At 71.1% G+C, this 12,208-nt stretch carries 12 protein-coding genes; all 12 read right to left on the bottom strand.

Annotated elements, in window-relative coordinates; genetic code table 11:
- Positions 1–66: 66 nt before the first annotated feature.
- The gene (locus tag K8V84_RS10025) at positions 67–984 is read right to left on the bottom strand and encodes a sirohydrochlorin chelatase (RefSeq protein ID WP_304073436.1); all 918 of its coding nucleotides are present in this window, start codon (positions 982–984) and stop codon (positions 67–69) included.
- 149 nt (positions 985–1,133) lie between these two features.
- Positions 1,134–1,736 carry an ATP/GTP-binding protein gene (locus K8V84_RS10020; RefSeq protein WP_304073435.1) on the bottom strand — a complete coding sequence of 201 codons (603 nt, stop codon included), beginning with the start codon at positions 1,734–1,736 and terminating at the stop codon, positions 1,134–1,136.
- A complete protein-coding gene (locus tag K8V84_RS10015; protein ID WP_304073432.1) occupies positions 1,717–2,190 on the bottom strand; it encodes a DUF742 domain-containing protein in 474 nt (157 codons plus the stop codon). Before K8V84_RS10015 ends, K8V84_RS10020 begins: the two co-directional genes overlap by 20 nt.
- The gene (locus K8V84_RS10010) at positions 2,187–2,621 is read right to left on the bottom strand and encodes a roadblock/LC7 domain-containing protein (RefSeq protein ID WP_304073430.1); all 435 of its coding nucleotides are present in this window, start codon (positions 2,619–2,621) and stop codon (positions 2,187–2,189) included. Before K8V84_RS10010 ends, K8V84_RS10015 begins: the two co-directional genes overlap by 4 nt.
- Before the next feature lies 1 nt (position 2,622).
- The gene (locus K8V84_RS10005; RefSeq protein ID WP_304073428.1) at positions 2,623–5,091 is read right to left on the bottom strand and encodes a nitrate- and nitrite sensing domain-containing protein; all 2,469 of its coding nucleotides are present in this window, start codon (positions 5,089–5,091) and stop codon (positions 2,623–2,625) included.
- Positions 5,092–5,385: 294 nt separating this feature from the next.
- Positions 5,386–6,804: an argininosuccinate lyase gene (argH, locus tag K8V84_RS10000; RefSeq protein ID WP_304073425.1), complete on the bottom strand. Its 1,419-nt coding sequence runs from the start codon at positions 6,802–6,804 to the stop codon at positions 5,386–5,388.
- A gap of 46 nt (positions 6,805–6,850) precedes the next feature.
- Complete coding sequence (locus K8V84_RS09995; RefSeq protein ID WP_304073423.1) at positions 6,851–7,387, bottom strand: arginine repressor; 537 nt, start codon at positions 7,385–7,387, stop codon at positions 6,851–6,853.
- Positions 7,384–8,328, bottom strand: coding sequence for an ornithine carbamoyltransferase (gene argF, locus K8V84_RS09990; RefSeq protein ID WP_304073420.1), 945 nt, complete (start codon positions 8,326–8,328; stop codon positions 7,384–7,386). Before argF ends, K8V84_RS09995 begins: the two co-directional genes overlap by 4 nt.
- Positions 8,325–9,533, bottom strand: a complete 1,209-nt coding sequence (locus K8V84_RS09985) for an acetylornithine transaminase (RefSeq protein ID WP_304073417.1) — start codon at positions 9,531–9,533, stop codon at positions 8,325–8,327. Before K8V84_RS09985 ends, argF begins: the two co-directional genes overlap by 4 nt.
- On the bottom strand, positions 9,530–10,516 hold the full coding sequence (argB, locus tag K8V84_RS09980; RefSeq protein WP_304073414.1) for an acetylglutamate kinase: 987 nt from the start codon (positions 10,514–10,516) through the stop codon (positions 9,530–9,532). Before argB ends, K8V84_RS09985 begins: the two co-directional genes overlap by 4 nt.
- Positions 10,513–11,295, bottom strand: a complete 783-nt coding sequence (locus K8V84_RS09975) for a bifunctional ornithine acetyltransferase/N-acetylglutamate synthase (RefSeq protein WP_304073412.1) — start codon at positions 11,293–11,295, stop codon at positions 10,513–10,515. The genes argB and K8V84_RS09975 overlap by 4 nt, the downstream gene beginning before the upstream one ends.
- A gap of 16 nt (positions 11,296–11,311) precedes the next feature.
- Positions 11,312–12,208, bottom strand: an 897-nt coding sequence (gene argC / locus K8V84_RS09970; protein WP_304073409.1) for an N-acetyl-gamma-glutamyl-phosphate reductase, incomplete at its 5' end; no start/stop codon positions are given.

Here is a 12,208-nt window from a genome sequence, read left to right as displayed (position 1 = left end):
ACAGGACCGTCCGGGTCCCCGGACGGTCCTGTTCTGAAACCCTCAAGCCATGGGCGTGTCGCGCCCTCAGTCCTCGGGACGGTGGCGCGAACCCACCGGTGCGGGCAGTTCCTCGGCGGTCGGCGGCTGCTCCACGCCCAGGGAGTTGAGCACCTCCGCGTAACGCAGGGCGGCGATCTTGCCGAGAAGGCTGTCGGAGCCCATCGGCGCGCTCGGCCGGGCACCGAAGCGCTCCGCGAGATCCGCCAGGCGCTCGGCTGGGAACTCCGGTCCCAGAGCGCTGGGCGCGATGACGGGGCGCCTACTGCCGCCCTGGCGCATCTGGCCCATGACCTGTTCGAGCGAGGCCTCGTCCTCCAGGTCGGCGGGCAGGACGGTCAGGCCCAGGCGGGCGGCGAGCAGAACCGCGGTCACACCGGCGGCGCCCACCGCACCCTCACCACCGACGGCACCGACGACGACGCCGTCGGCCATGGTGGTGTTGCGGGCGGTGACGCTGATGAGTCGCATCCGGTCGGCCCGGACGAACCCGGCCTCGGCCAGACGAAGGTGGAGGACCTCGGCGAGCATCGGGTGCGGGCCGAGCCCCTCGGTCACCCGGACGTTGGCGCCGACCTCGGCGACGGCGGCCTCGATCGCGTTGTTGGTGGCCGTGTGCGGGGCGGTGACCAGCGGGACCACCACACCGGCGAGCGGACGGTCGTCGCCGTCGTCCAGGTCGGTGAGGGCATCGGTCAGGGTCTGATGGTCGCCCTCGATGTGTCCGTAGCGGATGGTGACCTCGGGACGGTAGGCCCGAACGAGGTCGGCCATCCGGGCGCCGATCGACTCGCCGTCGGCCCCCCGGGCCTGTTCGGCCGTGCCCGGCACCGCCATGATCAGAGCCGGGGTTCCGAACCAGTTGTCGAAGGACAACGGGTTGCGGTGACGTCCAGAGCGCCGCTTGGGCAGTTCACGTGGGGGAAGTCGGTCAGAGTTTCGCATACCAGGATTCAGACGAGAGGGCGGATGGGTGCGCATGAACAAATCAGGGGTCGCTGCGGCGACATTGTAGCGTTCAACACCACATTCAGGGGTGTATGTCCTGAACGTATACCGGCTCGGCCCCCTCTCGTTGCCCGGGGGCACCCCGGTCAGCCGCTCAAGGCGGGCCTCCGACCGTCGATGACGTGGGTCACCAGGCGGACGAGGACCTCCTTCGCCGAGGCACGTTCGCGCGCGTCCGCCATCAGCACCGGTACGTGCGCGGAGATGTCCAGGGCCTCCCGTACCTCCTCGGTCTTGTAGGGGGTGGCGCCGTCGAAGCGGTTGACCGCCACCACGAAGGGGACCTGTCGGCGTTCGAAGAAGTCGACGGCGTGGAAGCAGGTGTCGAGTCTGCGGGTGTCGGCCAGGACCACCGCGCCCAGCGCGCCCTCGGCGAGCTCGTCCCACATGAACCAGAAGCGGTCCTGGCCGGGGGTGCCGAAGAGGTAGAGGACGATGTCCTGGTTGATGGTGATGCGGCCGAAGTCGAGGGCGACCGTGGTGGTGGACTTGGATTCCACCCCCGACAGGTCGTCGACGCCGTAGCCCGCCTCGGTCATCACCTCCTCGGTGCTGAGGGGGGTGATCTCGCTGACGGCACCCACCAGGGTGGTCTTGCCGGCGCCGAACCCTCCGGCGACGATGATCTTGACTGCCTGCGGGATCGCCTCTTGGGCGCCCGGCCGGTTCTCAGAGTCTGCGGATGCCATCGAGTACCGCCTGAAGCACTTTCTTCTCGGGAAGCTTGGTCATGGGAGTGGCCGCCCGAGTCCGGACGTCGCCTTGTGCGATCAGGTCGCCCAGCAGGATCCTGACGACGGTCAGGGGGATGTCCAGGCGCGCGGAGATCTCCGCGACCGAGATGGGGCGACGACAGAGGTCGAGGATCTCCTGTCGTTCGGGGTCCTGGGGACGCCCTTCGTGATCGCCCACCGCCATCACGATGGTGATCATGTCCAGCCGTCCGCCCGCGGCGGTGGGGCGGGTGCGGCCCTTGGTGATGGTGTAGGGGCGCACCAACGGACCGGTGGGCGCGTCACCGGTCCGCACACCCGGGGCGGGACCTTCGGAGGTGGGATGGCCTCTCCCCCAGTGCCGGGTGCGGTCCCGACCGTGGAACGGCTCCCGCCCCCGCGCGCCTCTCCGGTCGTAGGCGGCGCTCATGATCCGACACCTCCCGTGGGGGTCAGCTGTCCGGGACGGCGGGGTGCGGCGGTGAGGAACTGGCCCACCCGTTTGACCCGCAGGTTCATCTCATAGGCGACCAGTCCGACGTCGGCGTCCTCGGAGGCCAACACCGCGAGGCAGGCACCCTCGCCCGCAGCGGTCACGAACAGGTAGGAGTGCTCCATCTCCACCACGGTCTGTCGGACGTCGCCGCCGCCGAAGTGCCGCCCGGTGCCCCGCGCCAGGCTCTGGAAGGCCGAGGCCAGGGCCGACAGGTGTTCGGCGTCCTCCGCCCCGAGGCCCCGGGATCGGCCGAGCAGCAACCCGTCGGCCGACAGCACGATCGCGTGACCGGCGCCGACGACACGGTCGACCAGATCATCGAGAAGCCAGTCCAGGTTGTCCGCGGCCTTGCTCTTGCCCACCATCTCAGTCGTTCTCTCCCCTGTGGTCGTCGGCGGCTGCACCGACCTGGTCTTCACTTCCGTGTCCGAGCCCGTCGGCACCGATCTCCTCGGCCCGACCGCGCCGGGTTCCGGCGCTGAAGGCGTTCATCATGCGGCGTGCTTGGTCCGGGCTGCGCTGTGCCACCGACGCGGACTCGGTGGGGACGCCGTCCCGCAGGCGTGGCGCCAGGTTGGCCTGTTTACGGCGTCGGGGCAGGCCCTCCCTACCGGGGCCCGCACCGACCCGCGCGGGTTCGATCTCCGATGCCCGGTCCTCGGCACCGCGCCCTCGTCCGCGGCGGGGCAGCGGCGCGGGCGCGGTGGTGCTCCCGGGCTCGGTGGTGACCCGGGGTTCGCCCGTGCCCTGCGGGTCGGGCACCGGTCGCAGGATCGGGCGTCCGGGCCTGGTCCCCGCCTCGGCCGCGAGCAGGTCGGTCGCGTCGGCTTCCGCCCCGGGGCCGTCGGATCCGTTCGCGCCGGACCGGCCCAGGGTGGTGACCCCGACCAGGTCGTGTGAGGGGCCGGAGGCCACCAGGTCGTTGGGGACCAACACGACGGCCCTGGTCCCTCCGTAGGGCGAGGGACGCAACTGCACCCCGATGTCGTGCTTGCGCGCCAGGCGGGCGACCACGAACAGTCCCAGACGTCCGTCGGTCCCGGGGGTCATCATGTCGAACTCGTGGCCGTCGGTGAGGGTCCGTTGGGCCTCGCGCTGCACTTCCTCCGTCATGCCCAGGCCACGGTCCTCGATCTCGATCGCCACGCCCTTGGGTACGGTGCCGGTGTCGATGGTGACGTCGGTGTGCGGCGGGGAGTAGGCGGTGGCGTTCTCCACCAGTTCGGCGAGCAGGTGGATGACGTCGGCGACGACGGATCCCACCAGGGACAGCTCGGGTACGGAGGTGAGTTCGACGCGGGCGTACTCGTCGGTCTCGGAGATGGCGCCGCGCAGGATGTCGACGAGGGGCACGGGGTGACGCCAGCGTCGGCCCGGGCGTCCCCCGCCCAGGATGATGAGGTTCTCGGCGTGTCGGCGGCCACGGGTGGCCAGGTGGTCGAGCTGGAAGAGGCTTTCGAGCAGGTCGGGGTCCTCCTCCTCGCGTTCGACCCGGTCCAGGAGCTGGAGTTGGCGTTGCACCAGCGACTGGTTGCGGTGGGCGATGCCGAGAAAGACCCGGTTGGCCCCGGCGCGGATGTCGGCCTGCTTGACGGCGGCGGCCACGGCGGTGCGTTGGGCGGTGTTGAACGCGTCGGCGACCTGGCCGACCTCGTCGGTGCCGTGGTCGAGCTGTTTCATCTCGGTGTCCAGGTCCACCGACTCCCCGGCCTCCAGACGGCGCACGATCCTGGGCAGGTCGGTGCGGGCCATGGCCAGGGACTGGGCCCGCAGGGTGGCCAGGCGGTGGGTGAGCCGACCGGCCGAGCGGGACGCGACGCCGTAGGCGACCGTACCGGCGAACAGCGAGGTGATGCCCCCGCCCACGGCCAGGGTGAACATCCAGGAACTGGAGGACTCGGTGGCCTCGACCACCGCGACCGCGCGATCGGCGACCGTGGCGGCCAGGACCTGTTCGGTCCGGTCGGCCACGGTACGCCAGTCGCCGAGCCCGCCGGGGACGGAACGGTCGCTCGACTGTTCGCCGGTGAGGGGATCTATGTCGATCGTGGCCTCGTGGTGGGCCAAGGTGTCGGCGATCTCCGTCGCGCGCGTCCAGGACTCCGAGTCCAGGAGCTCGGCGATCCGGGCCGAGGCCTCGCCCTCGGAGGCGGCCAGGGATTCCAGGCGTCCGGACACCTCCCCGTTCAGGGAGGCGAGGTCGGCGCGGCGCTGCGGATCCAGGTCGCCTTCGGCCAGCGCCCCGCTGACGACGGCGTCGGCGTGGGCGAAGCCCTCTTGGGCCCAGAGCAGGTCGCCGGTGGTGGCCGCTTCGAGCGCGGCGGGGCCGTCGTCGAATCCGCGGACGGTGTGCTCGTAGAGGCGCACGCCCAGTCGTGCGGCCTCGGTGTAGACCCGCATGGTCTCCGTGGCGTCCCCCGGTTCGGCGAGGTCGGCGGCGCGCCTGACCTCGACCGCGGAGAGGGCTTCCCGAAAAGCGCTCGCGCGCGGGTCCGGATCGTCGGGATCGACCGCGAGGGTGTCCCAGACCTCGCGGACCCCTTCCAGGGCGGTGTCGGTCTCCCCCGCCGCCGTGGCCCACGCCCCGCGGCGGTCCGCGTCGGGCCGGGCGAGGTACTCGGCGCTCACGCGTCGCTCGTGTTGGAGCGTGGTGAGCACGGAGGCGAGCTCCGCTGCGGCCCGACCGTCGGTGACGGAGGAGCGCAGTGAGACCGCTTGGGCGAGGGTGGCCGAACTGAGCACGACGAACAGCACGAGGAAAGTGATGCCCGGGATCAGCACGATGCGGTTGAGCTGTGTTCTGATCCCGGACCCCGGGCCTGCGGACTGTCCCACTGCGCTCCTCCCCCGGCCATGGCCGCGGGCACCGAACGGCACCTGACGAAGTGGCGGTCCCCACGCGAACGATGACGGCGCGTGCAGAGGGGAACACGTGTGGTGCCCGCAGTGTCAGGACGCTATCGCACAGCCCCCGGCGCTGTACGGGGAATTCCACATCGGTCGTGGAAACCGCACCACCTCGGGTGATGCGGACGCGATAGGGCGTGCGCCCGATCGGACGCACGCCCTATTCCTCGGGGGCCACCGCCGACGTTTCGGGCCGAACGGTGACCACCCGTGCTCCAGCGACTATGCGATGAAACCCTTGCGGTGTTCCTCGATGACGGAGCGCAGACGCTCCAACTGCTCGGCGACCCGGACCGGGGCGGTACCGCCCTTGCCCGAACGGGAGGCCAGCGAACCGGGAACGGTGAGGACCTCCCGGACGGCCGGGGTGAGGTGCCGGGAGATCGCGCCGAAGTCGGCGTCGGTCAGGTCGGGAAGGTCGATGCCGCGTTCCTCGCACACACGCACGCAACCGCCCGCGATCTCGTGGGCGTCCCGGAAGGGAACCCCCTCGCGGACCAACCACTCGGCGATGTCGGTGGCCAGGGAGAAGCCCTGCGGGGCGAGCTCGGCCATCCGGTCGGTGTGGAAGGTCAGGGTGGCGACCATTCCGGTCATGGCGGGCAACAGCAGGTGGAGGCTGTCCACGGCGTCGAAGACGGGTTCCTTGTCCTCCTGCAGGTCCCGGTTGTAGGCCAACGGCAGACCCTTGAGGGTGGTGAGCAGGCCGGTGAGGTCGCCGACCAGGCGACCGGCCTTGCCGCGGGCCAGTTCGGCCACGTCGGGGTTCTTCTTCTGCGGCATGATCGACGAGCCGGTGGAGAAGGCGTCGTCGAGCGTGACGAAGGAGAACTCCTTGGTCGCCCAGAGGATGATCTCCTCGGACAGCCGGGACAGGTCCACGCCGATCATCGCGGTGACGAACGCGAACTCGGCGACGACGTCGCGCGAGGCGGTGCCGTCGATGGAGTTCTCCACCGAGTCGGGGAACCCGAGTTCGCCGGCGACCTCCTCCGGGTCCAGCCCGAGGGAGGAACCGGCCAGGGCACCGGACCCGTAGGCGGAGACGGCGGCGCGACGGTCCCAGTCCCGGAGCCGTTCGACGTCGCGGACCAGCGGCCAGGCGTGCGCCATCAACTGGTGACCGAGCAGCACCGGCTGGGCGTGCTGCAGGTGTGTGCGGCCGGGCATGGCGGCGTCGGGGTGGGCTCCGGCCTGGTCGGCGAGGGCACGCACCAGGTCGAGCAGCCCGTCGGTGATGGCACGGGCCTCCTCACGCAGGTACATGCGGACCAGGGTGGCGATCTGGTCGTTGCGTGAGCGTCCCGCGCGCAGCCGACCGCCGAGTTCGGTGCCGACCCGCTCGATGAAGCCGCGTTCGAGCGCGGTGTGCACGTCCTCGTCCTCCAGGACGGGGGTGAACTCGCCCGAGGCCACGTCGACCTCCAGCCGGTCGAGTCCCTCGATCATGCGGTCGAGTTCGTCGGCGTCGAGCAACCCGGCTCGGTGCAGGGCGCGGGCGTGGGCGCGCGAGCCCGCGATGTCGTGGCGGGCCAGCCGCCAGTCGAAGTGGGTGCTCAGCGACAGGCGGGCCAGGGCCTGGTCCGGTCCGCCCTCGAAGCGGCCGCCCCACAGGCGCAGGGCCTCGGGCTGGTCGGCCATGGTTTTCTCCTTGAGTGTTCGGTCGGTGTGGACGGTGCGGGTGCCGTCAGGGTCTGCGGTCGGCCAGACGGAGGAGGGCGGCGGCCAGTTCATCCCCGCCCTGGGGGTCGCGGGAGATCACCAGGATGGTGTCGTCGCCGGCGATGGTGCCCAGGATGGCGTGGAAGTCGGTGTGGTCGATGGCCGACGCCAGGAACTGCGCGGCCCCGGGCGGGGTGCGCACGATGACCATGTTGGCGGAGGCCTCGGCGGAGACCAGGAGGTCTTCGGCGAGCCGGTTCAGGCGTGCGCCGGAGACCTGTTCGAGGTCGAGGCTGTCGGGGCGGGTGCGTTGCAGGCGCTCGCCACCCTCTCCGGGCAGGACGTAGGCCAGGTTGCCGTCGGCGGTGCGAAGTTTGACCGCGCCGAGTTCGTCCAGGTCTCGGGAGAGCGTGGCCTGGGTGACCTGCACGCCGCCCTCGGACAGCCGTTTGGCCAGTTCGCCCTGGGAACGGATGTCCTCACGGGTGAGGACGTCCGTGATCCTGGCGTGTCTGGCGGCCTTGGTCATGGGGGCGGTGGCGCCGCCGTCGTTGCTCGTCATCCCCGGGCCGGCAGCTTGTCGTTCTCGTCCAGGAGGAAGGCCAGGAGTGCCTTCTGGGCGTGGCGGCGGTTCTCCGCCTCGTCCCAGACCACGCTCCGGGGGCCTTCGATGACTCCGGCGGTGATCTCCTTGCCGCGGTAGGCGGGCAGGCAGTGCAGGACGATCGACCCGGGGTGGGTGGCCTCCATGAGCGCCTCGTCGACGATGTAGGGGCGGAAGGGCGCCTCGCGGGACCCCTTCTCCCCTTCCCGGCCCATGGAGACCCAGGTGTCGGTGGCGACCACGTCCGCGTTCTCGGCGGCCGCACCGGCGTCGGTGGTCACGGTGACCGAACCACCGGTGGCGTCGGCGATCTCCCGGGCGCGGGTGAGGACGACCGGGTCGGGGTGGAAGCCCTCCGGCGCTCCGATCCGTACGTGCATGCCGGCGGTGGCGCAGCCGAGCAGGTAGGAGTGGGCCATGTTGTTGGCGCCGTCGCCCAGGTAGGCCAGGGTGAGGCCGGCCAGGGCGCCCTTGTGCTCCCTGATCGTCTGCAGGTCGGCGAGGATCTGGCAGGGGTGGAACTCGTCGGTCAGGGAGTTGATCACCGGCACGCTGATGTGACGGGCCAGGTTGTCCAGGTCGGCCTGGGCGAAGGTGCGCCAGACGACGGCGGCGACCTGGCGTTCCAGGACCCTGGCGGTGTCCTCCAAGGGTTCGCCGCGGCCCATCTGGGTGGTGTCGGAGTCCAGGACGAGCGGGTTGCCGCCCAGGTCGGCCACGCCCACGGAGAAGGACAGGCGGGTCCGGGTGGAGGGCTTGTCGAAGATGAGGGCGACGGTGCGCGGCCCGCTCAGGGGCCGGTGACCGAAGCGGTCCCTCTTCATCTCGTCGGCCAGGTCCAGTACCCGGGCCTGTTCCTGGGGGCTGAGGTCGTCGTCGCGCAGGAAGTGGCGGGTCATGGCTGCGGCTCCTTCGTCGCGGCGGCCTCGGCGGCGTCCAGGATGGTCGGCAGGGCCTCGATGAACACACCGATCTCCTCGGGTGTGATGACCAGGGGCGGGGCGATACGGATGGCGTCGGGGGCCACCGCGTTGACCAGGAACCCGCGGACCGCGGCCTGTTCCTGGACGTGGGCGGCGTGCGGACCGGTGAGTTCGAGGGCGCGCCACAGACCGCTGCCACGCTGTCCTGCCAGCAGGGGGTGGTCGATGCCTTCGAGGTGTTCGGCGAGCACCTGACCCATGGCCCGAACGTGCTCCAGCAGGTTCTCGTCCTCGATGGTGTCGATGACCGCGAGCGCCGCGGCGCAGGCAACCGGGTTACCGCCGAAGGTGGAGCCGTGGTCGCCCTTGTGGAAGGCGTCGGCGAAACGGCCGAAGCCGACGGTGGCGCCGATGGGCAGGCCGCCTCCCAGGCCCTTGGCGAGGGTGAGCACGTCGGGGCGCACGTCCTCGGCCTGGTGGGCGAACCAGGCGCCGGTTCGGCCGATGCCGCTCTGGATCTCGTCGAGGACGAAGGCCGCTCCGGTGCGGTCGCACAGGGCGCGTACTCCGGCGAGGTGGCCCTCTGGTGCGGGAACGACCCCGGCCTCTCCCTGGGTGGGTTCGAGGAACACGGCGACGCAGTGCTCGTCGACGGCCTCGGTGAGCGCGTCCAGGTCACCATGCGGGACGAAACGCACGTCCATGCCGAAGGGACCGAAGGGTTCGCGGATGGCCTGCTTGCCGGTGAGGGCGAGCGCTCCGGAGCTGCGACCGTGGAAGCCCTTGTCGGTGGCGACGAAGTAGTGCCTGGCGGGGCCGGCCGCGCGCTTGACCAGTTTCAGGGCGGCCTCGTTGGCCTCGGTGCCGGAGTTGGAGAGGAAGACCTTGGCGTCTCCGCCGACCAGGCCGATGAGGCGTTCGGCGAGTTGGACCTCGCGCTCGTGCACGAACAGGTTGCTGGTGTGGGCGAGGGTGGCCGCCTGGCGGGCGACCGCCTGGACCAGGGCGGGGTGTCCGTGTCCCAGCGCGGAAACGGCGATGCCCGCGATGAGGTCGAGGTACTGGCGGCCGTCCGCGTCGTAGACCTCGCAGCCGCGCCCGAGGGTGAGGGCGATCGGGGGGACCCCGTAGTTGGGCATGAGCGAGGCTTCGAAGCGCTCCCTCAGTTCGCTGCTGGTCACTTTGTCTCTCCCGGGTTCGTGCCGTCGATGTGGGTGGGGCGCCAGGGGCGCGGGTAGTGGCCGTTGCCGCCGAGCAGCTCGGCCTCGAGTACCTCGTCGGCGACCATGGTGCCCACGCCCCGGTCGGTGAAGACCTCCAGGAGCAGGGAGTGCGGGACCCGGCCGTCGATGATGTGGGCTTGGGGGACGCCGCCTTCGACCGCCTTCAGGCACGCCTCCATCTTGGGGAGCATGCCGGAGGACAGGGAGGGCAGCACGGCGCGCAGCTCGTCCACGTTCAGTCGGCTGATGAGGTCGGTGTTGGCCGGGTAGTCGGCGAACAGGCCCTCGACGTCGGTGAGCATGATGAGTTTGCTGGCGCCGAGCGCGACCGCGAGAGCGGATGCGGCGGTGTCGGCGTTGATGTTGTAGACGCCGCCGTCGTCGGCGCGGGCGATGCTGGAGACCACGGGGATGCGGCCGTCCGCGATGAGCGCGGAGATCGCTCCGGGGTCGACCTCACCGACCTCGCCGACACGGCCGATGTCGACCGTCTCTCCGTCGACCTCCACGTTCTTGCGTTCGGCGTACAGGAGGTTGGCGTCCTCGCCGGACATACCGACGGCGAAGGGGCCGTGCTGGTTGATCAGGCCGACGATCTCACGGTTGACCTGGCCGGTGAGCACCATGCGGACGATGTCCATGGCCTCGTCGGTGGTGACGCGCAGACCCGCGGTGAACGTGGACTCCACCCCGGAGCGTTCGAGCATGGCGCTGATCTGGGGGCCGCCGCCGTGGACGACGACGGGACGCAGTCCGGCGTAGTGCAGGAAGACGATGGACTCGGCGAAGCGGACCCGCAGCTCCTCGCTGATCATGGCGTTGCCGCCGTACTTGACCACGACGGTGCGTCCGTGGAAGCGCGAGAGCCAGGGCAGCGCCTCGATGAGGTTGGCCGCCTTGTCCAGGGCCTGGGCCTGATCCTGTGAGGTGCGGGAGTTCATGCGGTGACCTGCTTGTCTTCGGTTGTGGGGGGATCGGCGTCGAGTTGGGCGGCGAGTTCGGCGCAGACCCGGGCCAGGAGGTCGCGGACGACGTTCTCGTCGGTGGGGCCCTCGGCGGCTCCGCCGGCCATGAACAGCACCATGTCGTTGGTACCGGTCAGTGGCGCGAAGGCCTTGGCCGCGGCCTCCTCGACCATGGCCTGACACTGCTGGTGGTTCAGGTCGGCGTCGGTGGTGAGGACGCACAGGACCGATCCCAGGGAGGGGTCGGGTCCCTTGGCCATGCCACCGACGGTGACTCCCCCTCCACGTCGGAAGGCGATCTTGGCGACGGTGTCGTTGGTGCGGATGGCGTCGGCGGCGGCCAGGCCGCCACCTCGTCCGACCTCGGCGACGGCCTTGGTCAGACCTTCGTCGAGGATGTCCAGGGGTGGGCCGGCCCCGACGGGACCGGCCGCGCCCAGCACGATCTCGGCGGCGGAGTCGTCGAGCAGTTCGGCGGCACGTTCGGCTTCGGAGTGGGCGTCCCGGAAGCCGGGCGGCCCGGTGCCGGCGTTGGCGCAGCCGGAGTTGAGGACCACGGCGCGCACACGTCCGCCCGAGACGACCTGGCGGGACCACAGCGTCGGCGGGGCCGGGTCCGGGTGGTCGCCGAAGACCGCTCCGGCGGCCCGGGAGGGCCCGTCGTTGACCACGATGGCGACGTCACGGCGGTTGCCGGGGACGATGCCGGCGTGGACGCCCGCGGCGCGGAAGCCCTGGGGTGCGGTGACACTCATGGGGGTGTCTCCTTCGTCAGGGGGCGACCGCGGCGAGCGGCAGTCCGGTGGTCTCGGGGAGGCCGAGGGCGAGATTGGTGCTCTGGATCGCGCCGCCGGCGGTGCCCTTGGTGAGGTTGTCCAGGGCCGCGACGGCGACCATGCGGCCGGCATCGGCGTCCACGGTGACCTGGACCAGAGTGGTGTTGGCGGCCAGGGTCATGGCGGTGTTGGGCCAGGTGCCCTCGGGCAGCAGGTGGACGAAGGGCTCGTCGGCGTAGGTGGTCTCGTAGGCGGCGCGGACCTGGTCGGCGGTGACACCGGGCTTGAGGGGAGCGGTGCAGGTGGCGAGGATTCCGCGGGGCAGCGGCGCCAGGACGGGGGTGAAGGACAGGCGGACCGGCTCTCCGGTGACGGAGGTGAGGTTCTGGACGATCTCGGGGTTGTGCCGGTGGGCGCCGCCGACCCCGTAGGGGCTGAGCGCGCCCATCACCTCGCTGCCGACCAGGTTGGGCTTGGGCGCCTTGCCCGCGCCGGAGGTTCCGGTGACGGCGACCACGGTCAGGTCGGGTTCGACGAGCTGTTCGGCCAGGCCGGGGAAGAGCCCGAGGGTGGCGACGGTGACGTGGCAGCCGGGGACGGCGACACGGCGGGCGTCGGTGAGGCGTTCGCGCCCACCGGGGAGTTCGGGCAGGCCGTAGGGCCAGGTTCCGGCGTGGGGGGTGCCGTAGAAGCGTTCCCAGGCGGTGGCGTCGTCGAGGCGGAAGTCGGCGCCGCAGTCGACCACGAGGACGTCGTCGCCGAGTTCTCGGGCGATGTCGGCGGACCGCCCGTGCGGCAGGGCGAGGTAGACGACGTCGTGTCCGCGCAGTTCCTCGATCGTGGTGGGGGCCAGGATCCGGTCCGCGAGCGGAAGCAGGTGGGGCTGGTGCTG

The sequence above is a fragment of the Nocardiopsis listeri genome (genome assembly GCF_020741345.1).
Classification (GTDB): Bacteria; Actinomycetota; Actinomycetes; order Streptosporangiales; family Streptosporangiaceae; genus Nocardiopsis; species Nocardiopsis listeri_A.
The sequence above is the reverse complement of the archived record's forward strand: the minus strand, read 5'-3'. Positions and strand labels throughout refer to the sequence as shown.

What these genes read in the sequence shown, in the direction of transcription:
- K8V84_RS10025 (WP_304073436.1), bottom strand. Translation starts at nt 984, where the DNA reads ATGCGAAACTCTGACCGACTTCCCCCACGTGAACTGCCCAAGCGGCGC.
- K8V84_RS10020 (WP_304073435.1), bottom strand. Translation starts at nt 1,736, where the DNA reads ATGGCATCCGCAGACTCTGAGAACCGGCCGGGCGCCCAAGAGGCGATC.
- K8V84_RS10015 (WP_304073432.1), bottom strand. Translation starts at nt 2,190, where the DNA reads ATGAGCGCCGCCTACGACCGGAGAGGCGCGCGGGGGCGGGAGCCGTTC.
- K8V84_RS10010 (WP_304073430.1), bottom strand. Translation starts at nt 2,621, where the DNA reads ATGGTGGGCAAGAGCAAGGCCGCGGACAACCTGGACTGGCTTCTCGAT.
- argH (WP_304073425.1), bottom strand. Translation starts at nt 6,804, where the DNA reads ATGGCCGACCAGCCCGAGGCCCTGCGCCTGTGGGGCGGCCGCTTCGAG.
- K8V84_RS09995 (WP_304073423.1), bottom strand. Translation starts at nt 7,387, where the DNA reads ATGACGAGCAACGACGGCGGCGCCACCGCCCCCATGACCAAGGCCGCC.
- argF (WP_304073420.1), bottom strand. Translation starts at nt 8,328, where the DNA reads ATGACCCGCCACTTCCTGCGCGACGACGACCTCAGCCCCCAGGAACAG.
- argB (WP_304073414.1), bottom strand. Translation starts at nt 10,516, where the DNA reads ATGAACTCCCGCACCTCACAGGATCAGGCCCAGGCCCTGGACAAGGCG.
- K8V84_RS09975 (WP_304073412.1), bottom strand. Translation starts at nt 11,295, where the DNA reads ATGAGTGTCACCGCACCCCAGGGCTTCCGCGCCGCGGGCGTCCACGCC.